Origin of the sequence: Apibacter raozihei (assembly GCF_004014855.1) — a bacterium.
Classification (GTDB): Bacteria; Bacteroidota; Bacteroidia; order Flavobacteriales; family Weeksellaceae; genus Apibacter; species Apibacter raozihei.
Genome location: NZ_CP034930.1, coordinates 125,181 through 147,346, shown reverse-complemented (window position 1 = coordinate 147,346; position 22,166 = coordinate 125,181). Strand labels below are relative to the sequence as shown.

21 protein-coding genes are annotated in these 22,166 nt (G+C 32.3%); 15 read left to right on the top strand and 6 right to left on the bottom strand.

Features of this window, described 5'->3' with window-relative positions:
- Positions 1–41 precede the first annotated feature (41 nt).
- On the top strand, positions 42–2,372 hold the full coding sequence (locus EOV51_RS00720; RefSeq protein WP_128148838.1) for a TonB-dependent receptor: 2,331 nt from the start codon (positions 42–44) through the stop codon (positions 2,370–2,372).
- Positions 2,373–2,378: 6 nt separating this feature from the next.
- A complete protein-coding gene (locus tag EOV51_RS00715) occupies positions 2,379–3,443 on the top strand; it encodes an alpha/beta hydrolase (protein WP_128148836.1) in 1,065 nt (354 codons plus the stop codon).
- A 46-nt stretch (positions 3,444–3,489) separates the two neighbouring features.
- Here the strand turns inward: EOV51_RS00715 and EOV51_RS00710 are convergent, their stop codons facing one another.
- Complete coding sequence (locus EOV51_RS00710; RefSeq protein ID WP_128148834.1) at positions 3,490–4,023, bottom strand: DUF4136 domain-containing protein; 534 nt, start codon at positions 4,021–4,023, stop codon at positions 3,490–3,492.
- A 266-nt stretch (positions 4,024–4,289) separates the two neighbouring features.
- Between EOV51_RS00710 and EOV51_RS00705 the strand changes: the two genes are divergently transcribed.
- The 4 genes from EOV51_RS00705 (at position 4,290) to EOV51_RS00690 (ending at position 6,937) form a co-directional block, all read left to right on the top strand.
- A complete protein-coding gene (locus EOV51_RS00705; protein WP_370449502.1) occupies positions 4,290–4,733 on the top strand; it encodes a BT0820 family HAD-type phosphatase in 444 nt (147 codons plus the stop codon).
- Positions 4,730–5,548, top strand: a complete 819-nt coding sequence (gene map, locus EOV51_RS00700; protein ID WP_128148832.1) for a type I methionyl aminopeptidase — start codon at positions 4,730–4,732, stop codon at positions 5,546–5,548. Before EOV51_RS00705 ends, map begins: the two co-directional genes overlap by 4 nt.
- Before the next feature lie 6 nt (positions 5,549–5,554).
- The gene (locus EOV51_RS00695; RefSeq protein WP_128148830.1) at positions 5,555–6,322 is read left to right on the top strand and encodes a class I SAM-dependent methyltransferase; all 768 of its coding nucleotides are present in this window, start codon (positions 5,555–5,557) and stop codon (positions 6,320–6,322) included.
- 69 nt (positions 6,323–6,391) lie between these two features.
- On the top strand, positions 6,392–6,937 hold the full coding sequence (locus EOV51_RS00690) for an RNA methyltransferase (protein WP_128148828.1): 546 nt from the start codon (positions 6,392–6,394) through the stop codon (positions 6,935–6,937).
- 90 nt (positions 6,938–7,027) lie between these two features.
- On the opposite strand, the gene EOV51_RS00685 is transcribed toward EOV51_RS00690, so the two are convergent.
- A complete protein-coding gene (locus tag EOV51_RS00685) occupies positions 7,028–7,393 on the bottom strand; it encodes a winged helix-turn-helix transcriptional regulator (protein ID WP_394343659.1) in 366 nt (121 codons plus the stop codon).
- A gap of 122 nt (positions 7,394–7,515) precedes the next feature.
- On the opposite strand from EOV51_RS00685, the gene EOV51_RS00680 reads away from it, so the two are divergent.
- Positions 7,516–8,124, top strand: a complete 609-nt coding sequence (locus tag EOV51_RS00680) for a cysteine hydrolase family protein (RefSeq protein ID WP_228427654.1) — start codon at positions 7,516–7,518, stop codon at positions 8,122–8,124.
- Between the two features lie 329 nt (positions 8,125–8,453).
- Here the strand turns inward: EOV51_RS00680 and EOV51_RS00675 are convergent, their stop codons facing one another.
- The 4 genes from EOV51_RS00675 to EOV51_RS00660 all read right to left on the bottom strand — a co-directional run bounded on the left by EOV51_RS00675 (position 8,454) and on the right by EOV51_RS00660 (position 13,279).
- Positions 8,454–9,038 (bottom strand): hypothetical protein, encoded by a 585-nt coding sequence (locus tag EOV51_RS00675; RefSeq protein WP_128148824.1) that lies wholly within the window; start codon positions 9,036–9,038, stop codon positions 8,454–8,456.
- 11 nt (positions 9,039–9,049) lie between these two features.
- On the bottom strand, positions 9,050–10,351 hold the full coding sequence (locus EOV51_RS00670) for a phenylacetate--CoA ligase family protein (protein ID WP_128148822.1): 1,302 nt from the start codon (positions 10,349–10,351) through the stop codon (positions 9,050–9,052).
- On the bottom strand, positions 10,351–11,832 hold the full coding sequence (locus EOV51_RS00665) for a C45 family autoproteolytic acyltransferase/hydolase (protein ID WP_228427794.1): 1,482 nt from the start codon (positions 11,830–11,832) through the stop codon (positions 10,351–10,353). The genes EOV51_RS00670 and EOV51_RS00665 overlap by 1 nt, the downstream gene beginning before the upstream one ends.
- A 208-nt stretch (positions 11,833–12,040) precedes the next feature.
- Positions 12,041–13,279 carry an NAD(P)/FAD-dependent oxidoreductase gene (locus EOV51_RS00660; protein ID WP_128148817.1) on the bottom strand — a complete coding sequence of 413 codons (1,239 nt, stop codon included), beginning with the start codon at positions 13,277–13,279 and terminating at the stop codon, positions 12,041–12,043.
- Positions 13,280–13,356: 77 nt separating this feature from the next.
- On the opposite strand from EOV51_RS00660, the gene EOV51_RS00655 reads away from it, so the two are divergent.
- From EOV51_RS00655 to EOV51_RS00620, 8 genes are all read left to right on the top strand, one after another.
- On the top strand, positions 13,357–14,874 hold the full coding sequence (locus tag EOV51_RS00655; RefSeq protein WP_128148815.1) for an HAL/PAL/TAL family ammonia-lyase: 1,518 nt from the start codon (positions 13,357–13,359) through the stop codon (positions 14,872–14,874).
- Between the two features lie 12 nt (positions 14,875–14,886).
- A complete protein-coding gene (gene fabG, locus EOV51_RS00650; RefSeq protein ID WP_128148813.1) occupies positions 14,887–15,624 on the top strand; it encodes a 3-oxoacyl-ACP reductase FabG in 738 nt (245 codons plus the stop codon).
- Complete coding sequence (locus EOV51_RS00645) at positions 15,621–16,838, top strand: beta-ketoacyl-[acyl-carrier-protein] synthase family protein (RefSeq protein ID WP_128148811.1); 1,218 nt, start codon at positions 15,621–15,623, stop codon at positions 16,836–16,838. The genes fabG and EOV51_RS00645 overlap by 4 nt, the downstream gene beginning before the upstream one ends.
- A 36-nt stretch (positions 16,839–16,874) precedes the next feature.
- Positions 16,875–17,201 carry a hypothetical protein gene (locus EOV51_RS00640; RefSeq protein WP_128148809.1) on the top strand — a complete coding sequence of 109 codons (327 nt, stop codon included), beginning with the start codon at positions 16,875–16,877 and terminating at the stop codon, positions 17,199–17,201.
- Between the two features lie 2 nt (positions 17,202–17,203).
- The gene (locus tag EOV51_RS00635; RefSeq protein ID WP_128148807.1) at positions 17,204–17,641 is read left to right on the top strand and encodes a hypothetical protein; all 438 of its coding nucleotides are present in this window, start codon (positions 17,204–17,206) and stop codon (positions 17,639–17,641) included.
- 290 nt (positions 17,642–17,931) lie between these two features.
- Positions 17,932–20,337, top strand: a complete 2,406-nt coding sequence (locus tag EOV51_RS00630) for a TonB-dependent receptor (protein WP_128148805.1) — start codon at positions 17,932–17,934, stop codon at positions 20,335–20,337.
- Between the two features lie 18 nt (positions 20,338–20,355).
- Positions 20,356–21,708, top strand: coding sequence for a hypothetical protein (locus EOV51_RS00625; protein WP_128148803.1), 1,353 nt, complete (start codon positions 20,356–20,358; stop codon positions 21,706–21,708).
- A gap of 207 nt (positions 21,709–21,915) precedes the next feature.
- Positions 21,916–22,155 (top strand): phosphopantetheine-binding protein, encoded by a 240-nt coding sequence (locus EOV51_RS00620; protein ID WP_128153259.1) that lies wholly within the window; start codon positions 21,916–21,918, stop codon positions 22,153–22,155.
- Positions 22,156–22,166 lie beyond the last annotated feature (11 nt).

Genomic DNA, 22,166 nt, shown 5'->3' with positions numbered 1-22,166 from the left:
TAAATTAATTTATACATTTGCTCATCAAAATATAGATCATTATGAAAATATACTTTAGCTTGACAGCATTTTTTCTTTTTTTGACTTTATATAGTCAACATTTTTCTTTTATAGAGGGAAAAGTTGAAGCATCTAATGGCTTACCAATTGCAGATGCAGAAATTAGATTTCTTAAAGATTCAGTGTTTAGAGTCCGAACAGACATAAAGGGTAAATTTGAACTTAAGCTGACTGGTTTAGGAAGGTATGATATCCAGGTCTGGTATAAAAATGAAATTATTTTTATTGATCAGATTCGTATAGATAAGTATAAAAATTATTATTTTAATGTAAAATTAAATGAAGATAAAGAACTTGAAATTAATGAAATCGTTATTCAGGGAAATAAATTAAATGCTAATAGTAATTATGTGGCTAAATTACCCTTGAAAAATATTGAGAATCCACAGGTATATACAGTAATAACTAAAGAAATGCTGAGTAATCAGGTAATAACAGGCACGGAAGATGCGCTTAAAAATGTGCCTGGAGCCAGCAATAGTGTACAGGGACCCGGATCTGGAGGAATAGGTCTCTATGTAATGATGAGAGGATTCAGTACAGACATAGGTTTACGTAACGGTTTGTCAACTAATTCAGCTACTTTAACTGACATGATAAACGTAGAACGTTTAGATGTAGTTAAAGGGCCTTCCGGAACTTTATTTGGTTCTGTTATTTCCTATGGGGGAATGATTAATAAAATTACCAAAAAACCATATCAGAAGTTTGGAGGCAATATAAGTTATACAACAGGTTCCTGGGGATTATCCCGTTTAACAGCAGATTTAAATACATCAATTAAAGATTCCGCATTGTTTTTTAGAATTAACACATTGGTGCATAAAGAGGATTATTTTCAGGATTATTCCGGTAGGAACACTTGGGCTATAGATCCCAGTTTAACGTATAAGGTAACAGATCGATTAATTCTTAATTTAGATTTTGAATTATTTCATACATCAGGTAATACCAGCTTTTATGGGAAAGGAAAAGGAGTTACGGTAAACTCATTTAATAAATTGAAATATAATACGGAAAGATCTCTTTCAGATAAGAATCTGGTAAGTGAGGCCGATGTTTTCAATGCATTTGCTGAAGCCAATTACAGAGTATCTGAGGTTTGGAATTCTCAGAGTCTTTTTTCGTTTTCCAAGTCCGATAACAAAGCAAATTACCTCTTTCTTACATTTACGGATAATGAACATGTACAAAGAAAAATTATGCAGATCCCCAGTACTTTTACCCGTTATAATTTTCAGCAGAATTTTGTAGGAAGATTTAATTGGGGAGATTTAAAAAATGATCTTTTACTAGGTATTGATTATTTATATTACACAACAGAAGATAAAAGGTCTCAGATTACTTATGATATTATTGATGTTAATCAGTCCGATGTATCTTTATCTGTTGATAAATATAATTCATTGATTGCTGGAACAACTCCTTTTGCAGAGTATTTTAGAAAACATAATACTTTGGGTGTGTATGTTTCTGATGTGATAAATATAAAGGAAAGATTAAGCTTTATGTTTTCATTACGCATGGATTATTATAAAGCCAAAGGTGGGAATTATCTGAATATGGAGGCATATAATTACGATACGGATCAAACTTCCTGGTCTCCCAAGCTGGGAATTGTGTATGAGTTGGTAAAAAATCAAATATCTCTTTTTGGAAATTATATGGATGGGTTTAATAATGTGGTGGATACAGGTTCACCCGCAGGACAAAAGAAAAGCTATAAACCGGAACATGCAAATCAATGGGAAACAGGAATAAAATTTGATATTTGGAATCATAGAATTATATCAACTCTAAGTTATTATGATATTAAAGTAAAGAATTCTCTGCGAACTGTTTCAGACGGCTCGGAAACATTTACTGTACAGGATGGAACCAGAAAAAGTAAAGGTATTGATATTGAGATCAAAGCAATACCTTTAACAGGCTGGAATATATTTTTAGGTTACGGATATAACGACAGTAGATATATAAAAGCTATCTCGACTATAGAAGGTAAACATCCTTATAATACCCCTTATAACTCATTTAATTTCTGGGCAGAGTATACTCTTGAAAATGGTTGGTTAAAAGGGCTGGGAGTAGGACTAGGAGGTAATTCTGTAAGTAAAAGTTATTGGGATGATGCCAATACTTTTGAACTAAAAGGATATACGACCTGGGATGCAGGAATTTATTATAGTCAGGCGCGCTACAAGTTATCCTGTAAGATAAATAATCTTACAAATGAAAAATATTGGACAAGCAGTTACTGGGGGCAACCGCAGAAACCTAAGCAAATTCTGGCCTCTTTAACATTTAATTTTTAAATACGTATGAAAGCATTTGTAATATTTATCTGTTTCCTGAGTTCTTTTGGATTAAATGCACAGGAACCAATTATAATAGGAGAAAAATATAAGATTTATTCACAAATTTTAAATGAAGAAAGAGAATTCTGGGTATATACTCCTCCCGAGTATAAAGAAGGTTCTTCTGAATATCCGGTTATATATTTAATTGATGGAGAAACTAATTTTCATTCTTTAGTAGCAATTCAAAAAGCATTTACTAAAGGTATGTATAATTATATGCCCGAATCGATAATTATCGGTATAGTTAACACAGATCGGACACGGGATCTTACTCCTTCAAAGTCTTTTTTGAAAAGAGACGAAAAAGTTTTCTTTGAAAATAGTGGTGGGGCAGTGAATTTTCATAATTTTTTAATAAAAGAGCTCAGACCGTATATTAATAACCAATACCGAACGAACGGGTATAATACCTTGATAGGTCATTCGTTCGGAGGTTTATTTACGCTTTATACACTTATACATAACCCTGTTTCTTTCAATTCCTATATAGCTTTAGATCCCAGTATCTGGTGGGACAACAGGAAAATATTCAATGAAGCTTTAACAATGGAAAAGGGAATTAATTATAAAGGAATAAATGTATTTATTGCTAAGGCAAAAGATGAGGGAAAAGATAAAAGTGAACATTCTGAATCCATACAGATGTTTTGTGATGATGTTATAGATAGTTTGTATAAAAGTAATGGATTAAGGAGTAAATGGAAATATTATGCTGAGGAAGATCATGGGACTGTAATTTTACCGGGTATGTACGATGCTTTAAAGTTTAATTTTCAAGGAATTACTTTACCTGTAAAAAAAATACCCGAAAATCCGGAATTGATTAAGATAACCTACGATCATTTATCTGAGCAGCTGGGGTATAAATTTATACCTTCTGAAACCTTAATAAATAATCTGGCTGAATATGCATTGTCTGTCAAAGAATTTAAAGGTGCCCAAAAAATTTTGGATTACAACCTTTTAAATAAAAAGCAATCAGATAAAACTAAAGAAATTGAGTTGATAATAAGGAATAATAGATAACAGTAAAAAAAAAATCTCAAAATTTAAATTTTGAGATTTTTTTATTTTAATAATAAGAATTTTTCTTTTCTTTAGGAGGGTAATAAGTAAATACTTTCTGTATAGCTTTATTTATTTGATCTTCTTTGTTAGCTATATTGTTAACATCAAAACCTTCAGCAATACCTTCCCATACCAAAATATTTTTCTTAGAGTCTACCAAATGAACAGTAAGTTTTCCTTCTCGTGTTTCATATACTGTGCTGGAACTAGACCAGCCATATCCCCATCCCCAGGGACCTCCCCAATAAGGATTGTTATCTACATTGATGACTTTTTTTGAGGAAGCTAAAACATTTACTTTTAAATCCCCATCAGCAGATTCAGATAAACCTTTCGCTTTTAATTGTCCGACAAGTGCTCTTACAATACGATTTTTATCTAAATCATTCAATTTTAACTGATCAATTCCTTCCTGATAAATACTAAATGTTTTATATTGGGAGAAATCAGCAGTTTTATCATAATCATAAGATGTACTGATAGCACAACTTGCAAGTAATAAACACATACCGCTTATCAATAAAAGTTTTAGTTTCATAGTTAAAAAATTAAAATTTTAATGTAAAAAAAATATCTAATATTATACCAAAGTTGATAAATTTATATTATTTTTTTTATAAAAAAAGAACCGCAGTATAATTACATATTTTTACGATTTTATATAAATTCATAATTAAACAACCGTTACTTTTCAATTGTATTTGATGATCGTATAAAAATCAAGGTCTTATATGAAGGAAAGATGAGTGAAATTGTATAACTTTGCAAATAATTTTTAATACCATAAATATTAATTTTTTTATTATGAATAATAAGATCATTGCAGTAGATTTCGACGGAACCATAGTAGAAGATAGATATCCTGAAATAGGAAAACCTTTAATTTTTGCGTTTGATACTATGAAAAAACTTCAGGAAAGAGGGTATCGTCTTATACTTTGGACTTATCGGCATGGAAACAGACTTAATGAAGCAGTAGAGTTTTGCAAAAAAAACGGAATTGAGTTTTATGCTGTTAATTCAAGCTTTGAAGGAGAAGTCTTTGATAGTGAAGGACAAAGTAGAAAAATTAATGCAGATTATTTCATAGATGACAGAAACCTAGGAGGTTTTCCGGGTTGGGGAGAAGTTTATGAAATAATTCGGGAAAAAATAGAATTTGGAGTAGAAGGAAGAGAAATTATTCCATATTCAAAAAGAAAAACTAAAAGTAAAAAAGGATTTTTTTCACGAGTATTCGGATCATGATAAAATTAAAAACAAAAGAAGAAATAGAGTTGATGTACGAAAGTGCTCAATTGGTTTCCAAAACATTGGGAATGTTGGCTAAAGAAGTAAAGCCAGGTGTAACCACCTTGCATTTAGATAAACTTGCTGAAGAATATATTAGAGATCACGGTGCAATTCCCGGTTTTTTAGGAATGTATGATTTTCCTAACACACTTTGCATGTCTCCAAATGAGCAGGTTGTGCACGGAATACCTAATAATAAACCTTTAGAGGAAGGAGAGATAATTTCTATAGATTGTGGTGCTTTGATTAATGGATTCTATGGAGATCAGGCCTATACATTTTCAGTAGGTGAAATTTCTGATGAGGTAAAAAAAATGATGGATATTACCAAAAAAAGTCTTTATGCTGGAATAAAAAAATGCAAAGCAGGTAATCGGATAGGAGATATTAGTTTTGCTATTCAGCTTATGTGTGAAAATGCAGGGTACGGAGTGGTAAGAGAATTGGTTGGTCATGGTTTAGGAAAAGACATGCATGAAGATCCGCAGGTTCCAAATTATGGACGAAAGGGAAGCGGTCCGAAAATAGAAGAGGGTTTGGTTATTGCTATTGAGCCTATGATTAATCTGGGTACTTACAAAGTTAAGTTTCATAATGACGGATGGACGGTAACTACACAGGATAATAAGCCTTCTTGTCACTTTGAACATGATGTTGCTGTAGTAGATGGTTTACCCAAGCTATTAAGCACCTATAAATATATTTATGAAGCTCAGGGAATAACCTCAGACGAAGAAGAAGAATTTTTATTTAAACCTACTCTTTCATAAATTTAAATGAAAAGTATATTTAAATTTTTTTTGAATTTAATTCCAAGGCCAATACTTATTAAATTCAGCTACATTCTGGCACCGTTAATATCCGTTTTTTACAGAGGAAATAAATTTACCGACCCTATAGACGGGAAATCGTATAGAAAATTTTTACCTTATGGATATGGTAAGGTCAGGGATAACGTATTGGCTCCCGGAACCTTATCATTAGAACGGCATAGACTCATGTGGCTATATCTGAAAAATGATACAGATTTCTTTACCGCAAATCTTAATGTACTAAGTATAGCACCCGAACAATGCTTTTTAAAGCGGTTTAAAGAATTAAAAAATTTGCAATATACCACAGCTGATTTATATTCCCCTATTGTGGACGTCAAAGCAGACATATTGGATTTACCATTTAAAGATGATGAATTTGATGTAGTATTTTGTAATCATGTATTAGAACATATTGAGGACGATTCCAAAGCAATGTCTGAATTATACAGAGTAATGAAACCGGGAGGATGGGGAATATTTCAGGTTCCCATGAGATATAATGAAGAAAAAACGTATGAAGATTTTTCAATTACTGAAAAAGAGGAGCGAAAAAAACACTTTGGACAGTATGATCATGTTCGCTGGTACGGGTTGGATTATTTTAAACGTTTGGAAAAAGCCGGTTTTGAAGTAGAACAAGTAAAATATTATGAAACCTTGTCTCCTGAAGTATTCAAAAGGTACTCTCTTTCACATAATGAAATTTTACCAGTAGTTAGAAAAAAATAAAAGAGCTCCCTTTCCTATTTATAAAAATCAGCTACTAATTTAAAATTGTTGAGTTAAATAAATACCAATATGAATTTGTTTCAAAAACCAGAAAAGTTAAAACTGGAAGCCCTTAATCGAAAATCCGTAGAAGAATTTAAAGAAAGTGATAAAATTCCCGTAGTAATTTTATTAGATAATGTACGTTCCATGCACAATGTAGGTTCCGTCTTCCGTACCTCAGATGCTTTTTCTATGGAAAAAATTTACTTATGTGGAATCACCCCAACTCCCCCTCACAGAGAAATACAAAAAACTGCTTTGGGAGCAACAGAAAGTGTATATTGGCAGCATGTGGAAAGCATATCGGAATTAATTAAATCGCTAAAAAATGAGGGGTACCTTATCGTTGGAATTGAACAGGTAAAAGGGAGTACCCTACTGCAAGACTATAAGATTGATACTGGTAAAAAATTTGCAATTATAATGGGGAATGAAGTAGAAGGAATTAGTGAAAATATATTGCAAGAGATTGATGTTTTTGTTGAAATTCCTCAATCAGGAACCAAACACTCTCTGAATGTAAGTGTTTGTACAGGAATTATCTTATGGGAGTGGTATAAAGCTTTCTCATAAGCAGCATATTTGCCAAAGCTTAAATTCAAAATAAAAATTTATAAAATCAAAAGCAAACAAATTCTTACAATTCAGGCTCTTATTGAAAAATTATTTTTCTGATAATTTAAATGCTAACATTTTTTTATAACCCCATTCAACAAGAAACTTTATAAAAGGGATTAATTCTTTTCCCTCTTCAGTAAGTGTATATTCTACTTTGGGTGGAACCTGAGGATACATTTCTCTGTGAATTAACATATCCATTTCTAGCTCACGTAAAGTTTGAGTTAACATTTTAGTTGTAATACCAGATATATTACGTCTTAATTCACCATATCTCATCACATTATGTTTATGTAAAGCCCATAGAATTCGTCCTTTATATTTACCACCTATACGTTGAAAGGCAAAATCAAGAACACAAATTTCTTTTTTTGAATTATTTAAGTTATTAATAATCAATATTACATACAATAAAGTATGTAGTATACAAAAATGTATATACTTGACACAAATATATATAAGTTTTACTTTTACCCCATACTAACAATCTAAATAGTTTAAATATGAAAAAGAAAAATATTTTAGTGTGGCTTTTGATTATATTTTTTACTGGGCTAATTCAAATTAATGGACAGCGTAAAAACGCAAAACAAGCGTTACTGATTATAGATATTCAGAATGATTATTTTGAAGGAGGAGCAAATCCATTATCAGGATCACTTGAAGCAAGTTTAAATGCTAAAAAGATTCTAAACAAATTTAGACAGGACTCTTTACCCGTGATACATATAAAACATTTGTCCTTACGAAGTGGTTCAACATTTTTTATTCCCAATACCAAAGGTGCAGAGATTCATGAAAACGTAGCACCACTTGCACAGGAAAAGGTAATTATTAAAAATTACCCTAATAGCTTTATAAATACAGAACTGTTAGAATACCTGAAAGCTCAAAATATCACTGATTTAGTTATCTGTGGAATGATGACACATATGTGTATTGATGCTACAGTAAGAGCTGCAAAAGATTATAATTTTAATTGTACGATCATTAGTGATGCTTGTGCAACCAAAGATCTGTCAGTTGATGGGGCTACTGTAACTTCAAATAATGTACAAACAGCATTTTTGGCAGCTTTAAGCTATTATTATTCATCTATAGAAAATACACAAGAGTTTTTGTCAAAAATCAAAACATACTAAACCAAATATATAAATTGAGCATAAATCATGAAAATTATTTCAGAAAAGCGAAATGTTTCAAACTAATAAATTTTCTCTTAGATAAACCAAATTGTAAATTTTGAATGGCCTCTCATAAAACCTTATATGAACAATGTAAGGTTTTATGGGATAAACTAGCTCATTTTTTATAAAAACACAAAAACTCTTAAATGTAAAAATATATAATTATGTTTTCAGGAATCAAAATAATAAAATCCGTTAATAATTTTTTTTACTAAAAATTGTTTTAATAGTAATAATTTATAAGAAATTTGGTGTCTTTATTTATGCAAACAGCCAGTAAAAAACTAAGGTTTAATTTTTTTATTCAAAAGATTAGCCAGTTTCTTACCAGTCATAGCATAACCTTCCGAAATTATAATATTTCTGTGGATTGCATAACTCTTTCCTGGTGCTTCTTTACTAGAAATAACTAAAAGCTCTTTTGAAGGATTATTAGTTTCTACAAAATGCAGGGTAGTACTTACTAAGGCTTGTAATATTGCTGAGCCAGCTCTTATCCAAATGGTCTTAATAATTAAAGTATACGGACTCTGGCTGTTTTTAGTAAATGTAATCGTATTAGGTTCGATATACTTGTTAGCACTGGCGAAAAACTTATCAGGAAATTTTATTTCTTTGTATTCGTTCCAGGTTTGCTGCCAATTCTCAGTAGTTTCTTTAGCCTCCACCTGATCACTACGTAACTGTATATATTGGCTCTCAGGCATTTTTTTTCTATAAAAAGTAACGTCTGAATAATCAAAGACAACATTAATCTCTTTTACATTTTTTAAGAAATTAAAATCACCGGATAATACTTCCATTTTTTGAGCACTGATCAAGAGTGTTATAAATAGAGAAAATAATGAGTAGATAGTTTTTTTGTACATGATATAAGTTTTTAAATCACTGAATTTCGTTTATCAATTAATAATCTGGTTTTTCTGGAATTTGGTGGATTTTTTAATAATTCAATTTCTTCAGTAGACATGAATTCAATTCTGGGGCTAACCCTTAATTTTGCTCTGAAATGATCTTTAACTTTAGATAATAAATTTTCTGAAGCATTTTTAACGCCAATTTTTATTAAAATTTCATCTTCATTTATATCGTTAGAAGAAATTTCAACCACGTAATTACAAATATCTTCAAAATCGTTAAGCAAATTAAACATCGAAGGGGGATAAAGAGTTGTTCCTTTATATTTAATCATTTGATTTTTTCTGCCAATGACCGGTCCTACCCGCAAAGAAACTCTTCCACATTCACACTTTTCATAAAACGGTTGAATGATGTCGCCGGTTTTAAAACGTACTAAGGGCATACCTTCCGTTTGTAAATGGGTGATGGTCAACTCTCCAGGTTCGCCTTCGGGTACAGGTTGATTGTTTTCATCAAGAAATTCTGTTATAACCAATTCCGGATGATGATGTCCGCCTTTTCCGTATTCACATTCTGTAAAAGCAGTTGCCATTTCTGTAGATGCATAGGTAGAATACAAACGGATATTCCATTGAGAAGTTATTTTTTTTGCTAACACATTCAGGGTTAAATCAGGATTTCGGATAGGCTCGCCGATGCAGATTGCTTTCTTCACACTGGAATTGATAAAATCTATAGAATTTTCCTCTGCAAATTCAATCATTTTTAATAAAAATGAAGGAACACAAACAAGTACGGTAGGTTTAATCTTTTGAATGGTATCCCATTGAAGTTCTGGAACACCTGAACCTACACGAATGACTCCTATTCCAGACTGCTGAGCACCTAAAAAATATGCAATTCCGGCCATAAATCTACGATCAAGAGTGGTGGTAAGCTGAATAATATCCTGATTGGATAATCCGGCTTCTTCATACGATAATGACTCGTTTAAAGCAATCCGATGTAAATCTTTTTCTGTAGAAATACATAAAACCGGATCTCCGGAAGTGCCGGAAGTAGTAACATAGTCTATAATTTTATCAGGGGGAACACAAAAAAAATCATGGTTATTTGCCTGTAATTCTTTTTTTGTTGTAACCGGAATATATACTAAATCTTCAATCCTTTTAATTTCAGAAATGTCAATCGAATGGTTTTTAAAGAGTTTAGAATAATAGGGTGAAAACTTGTTAACATACTCCAGTTGTTCTTTCAACCTTTTTTCCTGAAATTCTTTAATTTCTTCTAAACTGGTTCGATCTATGGGTGTTGATTTCATTAGTGCAATTTCTTTTCACATTTTAGGATACGATCCTTAATTTTTGTTTGAGCAGGTATCGTCGAAATTTCTTTTGTTAAAGCTAAATTATAATAAAATAATGCCTTAGAAAAATTTTTATGTCTGAAATAATATTCAGCCACATTAAAATAACTTTCCCAATACTCAGGGTTTAAACTAAGATAGGAGTTTAAATATTCGTTGCTGACTGTACGGTTTTCTTTAAATTTTGTGATTAAATGGCGGCTCTGTTTCCTGTATTCTTCATATTGAGAATAGGGTAAAGAATACAGAAAAGGATCCTCAGGTATATTTAAATCTGTTTCAGAAAAATTAGATATTTCTTTTTGTAAAGTAAAAGTATTAAAAACCTTATTTAAATCATACGCTACAAATTCTCCTAATTGATAAGGATTTGCAGACACCCATAAAATCTTTTTATCTGGCTGAAATAATATTCCATGATGAGACAATAGCTGATTAATAGCCTTTTCATTACCCATTCCTAAAGGCAATTCGTTTAAACCTTGTTTATTCCTTAGAATCTCTGCTCCTGCAGAAGGAGTCAATAAAGGTGCAGAAGTTAGCAACTCTTTCATTTTATTAAACCGATACATAGAGTGACTTTCAGCAATTTGTTTACGATTGCGTTTATCTTCTTTGTATTCATTGCTTTGAAAATGGTTGGCACAGATTAAAAAATTAGTATTGTCTGTTTCGTAAACTCCAAATTTATTAGGAGAAACTTCAATAGTCACCGCTCTATTATCCTCACTACTTCCAACCAGAATTGATTCGGCAACAAAAACCTCTCTGTTTTTAGCAATTTGAATAGCTTCCTCAATATTTTTAGCGTATTGTAATATTTCTTTAGTTACAAAAGAAATAGGAGTTTTTGCTTTAAAAGGAATTCCGGATTTTCCAGCATTAATAGTAACCGTTAGTCCTTTCATGTTCATGCCGGATACTGCCCCTATCATACCCGGCCAGGTCACCAAAGCGTATTTATACCCCCGATCAGGACTCACAAAAGCAATAACTTTGTTTTTATTAAAGCTATCATTAACATAAAAATCAAAATTACGTCCGATAAGTAATTTACCATCAGCAGTTTTATCACCCCATGCAGCGAATGAGGTACAACCCACTAAAGCCAAATCCTGTAAAGAATGTCCAATATCATGAGCTGCATGAAAATATAACATTCTCCAATAAGGTTTAGCAATAAAATTAAAATCTTCAGAAGCATATTTAGACATCCCATAAAGTTCAATTAAATACTCTTCGGGTACATTTTTATACAGTTCCCTGTTGAAAAAAAGGACAAATTTTTTAAGTATTTTTTGATAAAAGGGAGAAGGAATAAATTCTTTGATTTTATCTGTAAAGATTTTTTCCTGATTATATGTTAGCTCTTGAGTCAGTATCCCATTTGCCAGCCCTCTTTCTAAAGGATTTCCTTCCGTGTATAATTCCCAGATTCCCTGAGTATTCTTTTTAAGAATATTGTTTCCGGATTTGTAAAAGTCATCCGTAATTTTTATTCTTTCATTTACTATTGAAGGATACTTTTCATAATCGGGTAATTTTTGTACAGAACAAGAAAAAAAGAGAGTGGCTAAACTTCCGGTGATTAGCCACTGAAATATTTTATATGTTTTTATATATTTAATAGTCTGAAATTTAGTATTAACTGTTTTTACCTTCCCGTATCATATTGGCAATAGCCTTTACAGCACGATTATGTTTGGAAACGAACGGATTATTTTTGTCCCATACATATCCGGCTAAAACGGAACAAACTTTTCTTCTGACTTCAGGGTTTTCTTCTTTATGAAAGAAAAATTCCTGCAAGTCTCCGGAATACCAGTCCTGAATGTAAGAACGAAAAACATCGACACCCCAGGCAATATATTCAGAATATTCTTTTTCCCAGTCAACAACATCACCTTTTAACTGCTTGGATATAAGTTTTGCGGCAAGGCTTCCGGATTCTGTCGCAAAGCATACACCTGAAGAAAAAACCGGATCAAGAAATTCCGAACTGTTACCAGTAAGAACATAGCCATTGCCATAAAGTTTTTTTACAGATTTTGAATAGCCGATGATTTGTTTTGGTTCGAAGACAAATTCAACATCTTCAAATCTGTCTTTATAATATGAACTTCTTCTGATTATATCTCTGAAAAACGACTCTTTATCATAGCTATCATTCTTTGGGAAATAATCCGACGGAGCAACTAGTCCTAAAGAAGTTATTCCATTTGAAAAAGGAATCATCCAAAACCAGTGCTCAAGTTCCAACACATCAAAAGTAATGGTGGGGCCTTCTATACCCTCGGGTTTGTTACTGTCTTTAACATGAACAAACATAGAAGTTTTAGGAGCGAGAACAGAAGGGGCTTCCAGATTTTCAATTTCAGGTAAAACTCTGCCATATCCACTGGCATCAATTATGAATTTTGCATGAACTTCTGTTTTATTTCCCTGAGCATCGCTAATAACAGATAGAGATTCAGAACCATTAAACGTAATACTTTCTACTTTGGTTTCAAAGTCTATTTTGATCCCCTTAGATTCCAAAGAATCAGTAATAGCTTTATCAAATTCGGCCCTAGGTATTTGCCATGTCCAATCCCAGCCATCTGTAAATTTATCATTGAATTTAAACCAGCATACATCTTCCCCACGAAGGAAGCGAGCACCGATTTTCTTTTCAAATCCATATTTCATAAGGTCATCCAACAAACCAGCTTCCTCAAAGTGTTCCATACTCCGCGGAAGTAAACTTTCACCTATAACAAATCTCGGAAATCTTTCTTTATCAACAATTTTGAAGTTGATTCCGTTCTTAGCCAGAATTCCGGCAGAAACAGCACCGGAAGGACCGGCACCGATAATAAGAACATCTACAGTTTCTTTTTTCATGATTAGTTTTGCTAATTCAATGACAAATTTATAAAAATAACTAACTTTGCGAACTTATATTTTAATGATAAATTACTATGGTAAAAATTTCTGACCTGATTTCTTTTGATAGTTTTGAATCGGTTGTTCTTTATAATGAAGGAATTGAATTGGAAAACAGTACATTGGAGAGAATAGAGAATAGTTTTTCTTTTTTAAAAGAGTTTGCGAAAAATAAAATCATCTACGGAGTAAATACAGGTTTTGGTCCTATGGCCCAATATCGTATCAGTGAAAAGGATCAATTGCAATTGCAGTATAATCTGATCAGAAGCCACTCTGCGGGAATGGGTGAAATTTTATCCCCTGTTTATGCCCGCGCTGTGTTACTGGCACGTTTACAAACTTTATCATTAGGAAATTCAGGAGTCCATATTTCAGTAATAAATCTGATGAAAGAATTTATTAATAAGGAAATATATCCTGTCATACATAAGCATGGAGGTGTAGGAGCTAGCGGAGATTTAGTCCAGCTGGCACATTTGGCTTTAGGGCTGATAGGAGAGGGTAAACTTTGGTATAAAGGAGAAATTACTGATGCACAAGTTGTTTTCAAAAAAGAAAATATTCAGCCCATAGAAATTCATTTACGAGAAGGATTGGCATTGATTAACGGAACCTCTGTAATGACCGGTATAGGATTGGTAAATATCTGGTATGCTAAAAAATTGTTGAATTGGAGTATTCTTACCTCAGCTTTAATTAATGAAATAGTGCAAGCATTTGATGACCATTTCTCAGAAGAATTGAATGGAGTAAAAAAACATCAGGGGCAACAAAATATAGCTAAAGAAATCAGAGAAATTGTTTCAGATAGTAAATTAATAAGAAAAAGAGAAGACCACTTATATACAGGAAATAGAAATGAATCTGTTTTTAAAGAAAAAGTTCAGGAATACTATTCTTTACGTTGTGTGCCCCAAATATTAGGGCCTATACAAGACACAATTAATCAGGTAGAGACTATTTTGATTAATGAAGTAAATTCAGCAAATGATAATCCCATTGTAGACATAAATACACGAAATGTTTATCATGGTGGAAATTTTCATGGAGATTATGTTTCTTTAGAAATGGACAAATTAAGAATTTGTATAACTAAATTAAGTATGTTGCTGGAAAGACAATTGAATTACTTATTAAACCCATCGCTTAATGAGATATTACCAGCATTTGTTAATTTAGGTACTTTAGGTCTTAATTTTGGAATGCAGGCCGCCCAATTTACAGCAACATCTACTACTGCTGAAAACCAAACGCTCGCTACGCCTATATACACACACAGTATTCCTAACAATAAAGATAATCAGGATATAGTAAGCATGGGAACAAATGCAGCCCTGTTAACTGAAAAAGTAATAGATAATACTTACGAAGTGCTTTCAATTTATGTTTTGACACTTATTCAGGCAGTAGATTATCTAAAATATGAAGATGAAATTTCGGAGAAAGGAAAAAAATTATACACTGAAATTAGAAAAATAGTACCAAAATTTGATCAGGATGATATTTTGAGTGAACCGCTGATGAAAATTAAAGAATATCTAAAGAAATAATAAAACAGTTCTATGAAAACGAAGTATGCCTTAGTTACAGGAGGTTCCCGTGGGATAGGAAAAGAAATATGCTTGAAATTAGCAAAAGAATTAAAATATTCTGTGCTGATCAATTATCGTTCTAACCAGTCCGAGGCGGAAGATACCAAACGTAGAATTGAAGAATTCGGTGGTTTTGCAGAATTAATACCTTTTGACGTTTCTAACAGGGAACAAACATTATCGGTTTTGGAAAGCTGGCAAAAGGAAAATCCGGAAGCTGTGGTTGAAACCATAATTAACAATGCGGGAATTACAGCAGATGGTTTATTTGTGTGGATGGAAAATGAAGCTTGGGACCAAGTCATTAATACAAGCTTAAACGGCTTTTATAATGTTACCAGAACATTGATAGAAAGATTGGTTAGAAACCGGTACGGTCGTATTATCAACATAGTATCTGTTTCAGGAGTTAAAGGAACTGCCGGACAAGTAAATTATTCAGCAGCTAAAGGAGCCTTGGTAGCAGCAACAAAAGCATTGGCACAAGAAGTTGCTAAACGAAAAATTACCGTTAATGCTGTGGCTCCAGGATTCATTGAAACAGATATGACCAGCGAACTTGATGAAAATGAGCTTAAAAAAATGATTCCCATGAATCGTTTTGGCAAAGCTGAAGAAGTAGCCGACTTAGTTTGTTTTTTAGCTTCTGAAAAAGCAGCGTATATAACTGGGGAAGTTATTAACATTAACGGAGGAATCTATTCATGAGAAGGGTAGTGGTTACCGGAATGGGAATTTATTCCTGTTTAGGGAAAAATTTGCATGAAGTAAAAGAATCTTTATATAAGGGAATCTCTGGAATAAGATTTTCTCAGGAAAGGAAAGAATTTGGTTATCGATCCGGTTTAACCGGAATAGTTGAAAAACCGGATTTAAAGAGTGTATTAAATAGAAGGCAGAGAATAAGTTTAGGACAGGAAGGTGAATATGCTTATCAGGCAACCATAGAAGCGTTGCAATATGCCGGGATAGATTTAGAGTTTTTTGAAAAAAATGAAGTGGGTATTTTATATGGTAACGATAGCGTTGCCCAGGCAGTGATTGAATCAATTGATTTAATAAGAGAAGCAAAAGATACGACTATGGTTGGTTCCGGAGCTATATTTAAGTCAATGAATTCAACCATAACCATGAATTTATCTACTTTGTTTAAAATCAAAGGAATTAACATGACTATAAGTGCGGCCTGTGCAAGTGGTTCACATTCTGTTGGATTGGGCTATATGTTTATAAAGCAAGGATTGCAGGATGTTATAATTTGTGGAGGAGCTCAGGAGGTTAATCCCTATGCTATGTGTAGTTTTGACGGTTTAGGCGTGTTCTCCACACAGGAACAGGAACCAGAAAAAGCATCCAGACCCTTTGACCGTTTAAGAGATGGATTGGTTCCCAGTGGTGGGGGAGCTACACTGATTTTAGAAAGCTATGATTCTGCAATAAAGCGTGGAGCCCCTATTTTAGGAGAAATTACAGGCTATGGATTTTCATCCAATGGAGATCATATTTCATCACCTAACGTTGACGGGCCCAGAAGAGCAATGCAAATGGCTGTAAAAGATTCCGGCAAAAAGATTGAAGATATTATGTATATAAACGCTCATGCAACTTCTACAATTGTTGGTGATGCTAATGAAGCTCGGGCAATTGATTCTCTTTTTGGAAACAGCCCGTGGGTAAGTTCAACAAAATCTATGACTGGTCACGAATGCTGGATGGCAGGAACCAGTGAGCTGGTTTACTCACTTATAATGATGCACAATAATTTTATTGCTCCCAATATAAACCTGCAAGAGGTAGATGAAACGGCCAAGAACTTAAATTTAGTGAAAAAAACTATTGATGCTGAATTTGACACCTTTTTATCAAATTCCTTCGGATTTGGTGGAACCAATTCAGCAATTATTATGAATAAAATTAATTAAATATATATATGAAAAAAAAAATTATTTATTGCCTTAGTGCTAACAGCAATTACGAGTGTTTCTTTCATTGCTCAGACCAAAGAGGAAAAAGAGGCTAAGAAAAAAGCAGATAGAGAATTAAAATTAGAGATGGGAAAAGATCTCTTCGAATCAGTTTATACTGCTTTTTCTTCAAAAAAAATATCTACGGTTACTTTAAAAGACGGAAGAATTATACAAGGGTATAAAACAGGAATTAAACAAAAAAGTGGTTTGATTTTATCAATTGAAATAGAAGATAGTATTTCCAAAAAAAGGAAAAGTTTACAGCAGAACAAATTTCTGAAATGTATCTATATCCTTCTGGATTTCAAAAATCGTTAAAAATGCAGTCTTTTTTTGGAAATGTGAATAATTATGGAAGAAAAAGTTTGAATAAAATAGTATCTCAGGGATATATCTATATAAAAAATCAGGAAGTCTCTATAAAAAATAAAAAAGAGAAAAAAGAATATCTTATGCAGTTGATTAATCCAGAATTCAGCAGCATAATAGAAGTATATGGAGATCCAATGGCAAAAGAAACAGGTGGTGTTTCTTTCGGAGGTGGTCCCACTATAGGAGGAGGAGTTACTAAATCTTATTATGTGAAAAAAGGGGACAAGGTATATTGGTTAGAGAAAAAAGATTTTAATGATTACTATAATGAGTTATTTGGTGATTGCAAAGAATTTATGAATAAATATCCTTTAGAATCAGCGGATTGGAGAAATCTGGGATATTTAATTTTAGAATATACCAAACTAGCTTCTGAAGAGAAATAAATAGTAAAATAAAAGCATAAAAAAAGAGAGTCTTAGACTCTCTTTTTTTATGCTTTTATTAACCAAAATGAATAAGTTAATCCTGTCAGGATCATAATTTTTGCTCATTATTAGTACATGTTTAGTTAAGATTTATCAGTCCGTTTTATTAGCTTATATTTGAGATAATAATTTGATTATTAATTGTTTAAAATAAGTTGGTTTCGGTAATTATACACAAGAGTTTATATAAAATGAGTTTTTATTTGTATTTATTCTAAATAAAAATTATTTTTGAAAAAAATTAACAAATGTTTAAGAAACTAGCTCAATGGTCTTTTTTTCTTTTTTCTGTTGTTCTATATGCTCAGTACTCTATTTCCGGATATGTATATGATGAGAATTTTAAACCTGTCAGCAATACAGAAATAAATCTCAAACACTCAAACAAAATAATAAATTCTCAAACAAATGAGGAGGGGAAATATCAGTTTTTTAATTTAGAATCGGGTAACTATGTTCTAATCGTTAAAGAAAAAAATAAAACACAGGAGTTTCATGTTAAAATAAATAATCAAAATATAGAATTTGATCCTACTATTACTTTAAATAAAGAAGTTACCCTAGAAACTATAAATGTATCAAAAATCAGATCGGTTAAATCTGAATTGGAAAAAAAAGGCTTTGCTGTCAATGTGATTGAAACAAAAGAAGCATCTGAAAGAAATACACAAACATTGGAACTTTTAGATCAATCAGTGGGTGTAAGAATACGTCAGGATGGAGGGCTGGGATCAAACTATCAGTTTAATATTAATGGAATGACCGGCAACTCAATAAAAGTATTTATAGACGGATTACCGATGGAAACATATGGGGGGGCGTTCAGTCTTAACAGTATTCCTCCAGCAATGATAGAACGTGTAGAAGTGTTTAAAGGAGTAGTGCCTGGTTATTTGGCAAACGATGCCTTGGGGGGAGCTATTAACATTGTCTTAAAAAATTATTACCGAAACAATTTAAGTGCATCGTTGTCGTATGGTTCTTTTAATACCACACAGGCAAATTTTTCAGCCAACTACAGAGCTAAATCCGGTTTTACTTTCAAAACTTCCATGTTTTATAATTATTCAGACAATAATTATAAAGTATGGGGAAGAAGTATATTTAATACAAATCCCAACGGTACTATAGAATATATTAAGGCTAGAAGATTCAATGACGCATACTATTCCTACGGAAGTATTACGGAAATAGGAGTAACAAAAACGAAGTGGGCAGATAAATTTTTAATCGGATACAGTAATAGTTTTGATTATAATGAAATTCAGCATGGTCAGTTTATGAACCGCGCTTATATGGGAAGATATGCAAAAAGAAATGCACACATAGCCAGTATCACATATAATAAAAAAGATTTCTTAACTTCAGGCTTAGATATAAATTTCAGAGCTATTTATACGGAAAGAAAACAATTATTAAGTGATACCAATAGACTGGCATATAATTGGAATGGAAAACCCATTATAGATTTAAATGGCAGGCCGGTCCGCTCCTCTTACGGAGCCCAGCAGGGAACCGCCACCATCAATCATATTGATAGAAAATCAGCCAGTGCAAATGCAGGAGTTTCATATAAAATAAACAATCATCACAGTTTTTCATTTAATTATTTATTTTTTCATCAGAATAGAAAAGATAATGATGAGTTACGAGCTGTAGTAGAAAATTTATACAATGAGAGTAATAAAATCACCAAAAATAATTTTGCACTATCTTATGAGTTAACCGCTTTTGAAGAAAAGCTTAAAACCTCGCTATTTGGTAAGTATTACATGCAATCAATTGAAAGGACTAAGCCAATAGCTGTCAAAAATGAATTGAATCAGGATGTAAGAGTTTTGAAAAAAGATCAGTCAGACGTCAATGAAAATGGCTATGGATTTGCGGCATCTTATTTAATTTCAAATTCAATAATGATTATGGCTTCAGCTGAAAAAGCTATCAGAATGCCTAGCGAAGGAGAGGTTTTTGGAAACGTTGCAGACAATAAACAGGAAAACTTTTACTTAAAACCGGAAAAAAGTAATAATTACAATCTGGGCTTTAAAGCCGGACCGTATGAAATTGGAAAATTTCATAAAGCGGGAATTTCAGTAAACGGATTTATCAGAGACACCAGAGACCGGATTTACGAGTTTGATATTACAAAAAATATATCGGTTCAGGAAACATATCAAAGTAAAAATCAATTAAAAACAATGTCCAGAGGAATTGATTTAGAAATTAATTATTCATATAAAGACAATTTAAGATTATTTTTTAATCTATCTAGATTCAAATCTTTTATGAATAATAAAAAAGATACTTATACCTATAAAGAACAATTACCCAACGAACCCTATTTTACTATGAATACAAATGCTCAGTATAGTTTTAAAAATATACTAAGTAAAGGTTCAAGACTTATTCTTTATTATAACTTTCGATTCGTTGGAGAATTTAATAGCCTCTTGATAGAAAAATTGCAAGGAGCCGATCATTTTAAAGTTCCTAGTCAAAATATACACGATGTGGGTATTACATACAAATTTCCAAACCAGCATTTTATGATTAGTCTGGATGCTAAAAATATTTTTGATAAGCAGGCCTTTGACAATTTTGCCGTACAGAAACCCGGAAGAGCTTTTTATGTTAAATTAAACTATTCATTATAAATAAAAATCAAAAAAAATATGAAAAAAGGAATTATTAAAAGCCTGAGACTAGCGTTATCAGCGGGCATTATATCTGGTACAATGATTAATTGTAGCAGTGACGACATCTCCGAAAATAATGGAGGAACTCCCGGCAGTGATAATAATCGTTGGATTACCATTGCTGGTTCATTACAAGGTACTGTTCCCGGAGATGGAAACGGAGGAATGATTATATATTCGTTAAGTGAAGAAGATGCTAAAAATCCTGAAAAAGAAATCAGTATCTTTGATAACGGATTTATAGTACCCTCGCAAAGAACTTCAAGATTATATACATCTACCGATGGAAATACATTATATGCTTTGCCTTATACCGGAGATAACGGAGGTTTATTCAGCAGATATAAAATCGGAGGGGGAGCCAATTTTGTTCAGGAAGGAACATCAGTAAATATAGCACCTTATGTAACAAATGCACCTCGTTGGGGAAAACTATATGATAACGATAGAACGGGAATCGCTAATAATATTTCAGGAGTTACTAATAAATATGATAATAACGTTTATCAATATACAAGAGGTACAGCTACAACAGTTGCTATTGACTTACAAAATCCTCAAATCAAGACAAATGTTTCCTTTGAAGTACCATTAACTTCTGCAGAAGAAGTTCTGGGACACTATATTTTCAGAATGGACTCACCGGCGTTAAACAGAGCAGGTAATAAATTGTACATAGGAACCTGGATGAGAAAAATAAATCCGGCAACCGGACAAGTTGATAACACTACTTATGCAAAATTAGGTTCAAAAACCATAATTCTTGATTACCCTTCGTTAACAAATCCTAAAGTTATTACTTCAACCATCAGTCATGGAGATACTTCAGGATACAGAAGTTTAAACAGTTTCTTATCTGATGATGGTAATGTATACCAGGCTACATCAAGAGATCAGGATGGAGGACACATCTTGAAAATAAATCAAAGCAATGAATACGATGATTCCTATGTGTTTAATTTAGATACAGCCTTAGGCGTTCAGGGAGTAACTGTAGAAACATGGAAATACGCAGGGAACGGAATTGCCTATTTAATGTACTCTCATAATGGGGCAGCTGTTTCAACATTGACTAATAATCCTCAGAGCTATTTAGCACGTATAGATTTAAATGCAAAAACTGCAGTTCAGGTTGATTTACCTTATGATGTTGATATGTATTTCTTTCAACACCAAGGAATTTTAGCACACGGAGGTAAAGTCTATGTAGCTATATCTCCCGTTGGAAAAGACGGAAATATTTATGTGATAGACAGAAACACAGGAACTGTAACTAAAGGAGCAAAACTGAAAAATAGAGCCGGAGCTCAATTTATCGGAGCTTTTTAATAATACATTATGTTATAAAAATCCCTCAAAGATTTAATCTTTGAGGGATTTTTTTATGTTTTAATAATCAGCGATACTGAAATATGTGTTATAAAATTATCTATTTCTCAAACTTTAGTATAATATAAAATATTTTTGATTGGTTAAAAGAGACAAATTATGTACTTTTGCAGATAAATCAGTTGTTAATATAATAAAATGAATACCATTACAAAAGAGGATATCATAAAAGTTACCAATGAGCTTTTAGTCCAAGAATTCGAAGTTGATTCGGATTTGATAAAACCTGAAGCAGAACTTAAAACAACGTTGGAGCTTGATAGTTTAGACTTTGTGGATTTAGTAGTTGCAATAAAGAATAAATTCGGAGTGAAATTAGAAAAAAAGGATTTTGAAGGTGTAAATACTTTTGAAGATTTTTATTCATTGATTGAGAACCGATTATAAAGCCCCCTACC

What these genes read in the sequence shown, in the direction of transcription:
- EOV51_RS00705 (WP_370449502.1), top strand. Translation starts at nt 4,290, where the DNA reads ATGAATAATAAGATCATTGCAGTAGATTTCGACGGAACCATAGTAGAA.
- EOV51_RS00655 (WP_128148815.1), top strand. Translation starts at nt 13,357, where the DNA reads ATGGTAAAAATTTCTGACCTGATTTCTTTTGATAGTTTTGAATCGGTT.
- EOV51_RS00720 (WP_128148838.1), top strand. Translation starts at nt 42, where the DNA reads ATGAAAATATACTTTAGCTTGACAGCATTTTTTCTTTTTTTGACTTTA.
- EOV51_RS00660 (WP_128148817.1), bottom strand. Translation starts at nt 13,279, where the DNA reads ATGAAAAAAGAAACTGTAGATGTTCTTATTATCGGTGCCGGTCCTTCC.
- map (WP_128148832.1), top strand. Translation starts at nt 4,730, where the DNA reads ATGATAAAATTAAAAACAAAAGAAGAAATAGAGTTGATGTACGAAAGT.
- EOV51_RS00675 (WP_128148824.1), bottom strand. Translation starts at nt 9,038, where the DNA reads ATGTACAAAAAAACTATCTACTCATTATTTTCTCTATTTATAACACTC.
- EOV51_RS00635 (WP_128148807.1), top strand. Translation starts at nt 17,204, where the DNA reads ATGCAGTCTTTTTTTGGAAATGTGAATAATTATGGAAGAAAAAGTTTG.
- EOV51_RS00625 (WP_128148803.1), top strand. Translation starts at nt 20,356, where the DNA reads ATGAAAAAAGGAATTATTAAAAGCCTGAGACTAGCGTTATCAGCGGGC.
- EOV51_RS00630 (WP_128148805.1), top strand. Translation starts at nt 17,932, where the DNA reads ATGTTTAAGAAACTAGCTCAATGGTCTTTTTTTCTTTTTTCTGTTGTT.
- EOV51_RS00695 (WP_128148830.1), top strand. Translation starts at nt 5,555, where the DNA reads ATGAAAAGTATATTTAAATTTTTTTTGAATTTAATTCCAAGGCCAATA.
- EOV51_RS00670 (WP_128148822.1), bottom strand. Translation starts at nt 10,351, where the DNA reads ATGAAATCAACACCCATAGATCGAACCAGTTTAGAAGAAATTAAAGAA.
- EOV51_RS00690 (WP_128148828.1), top strand. Translation starts at nt 6,392, where the DNA reads ATGAATTTGTTTCAAAAACCAGAAAAGTTAAAACTGGAAGCCCTTAAT.
- fabG (WP_128148813.1), top strand. Translation starts at nt 14,887, where the DNA reads ATGAAAACGAAGTATGCCTTAGTTACAGGAGGTTCCCGTGGGATAGGA.
- EOV51_RS00710 (WP_128148834.1), bottom strand. Translation starts at nt 4,023, where the DNA reads ATGAAACTAAAACTTTTATTGATAAGCGGTATGTGTTTATTACTTGCA.
- EOV51_RS00715 (WP_128148836.1), top strand. Translation starts at nt 2,379, where the DNA reads ATGAAAGCATTTGTAATATTTATCTGTTTCCTGAGTTCTTTTGGATTA.
- EOV51_RS00645 (WP_128148811.1), top strand. Translation starts at nt 15,621, where the DNA reads ATGAGAAGGGTAGTGGTTACCGGAATGGGAATTTATTCCTGTTTAGGG.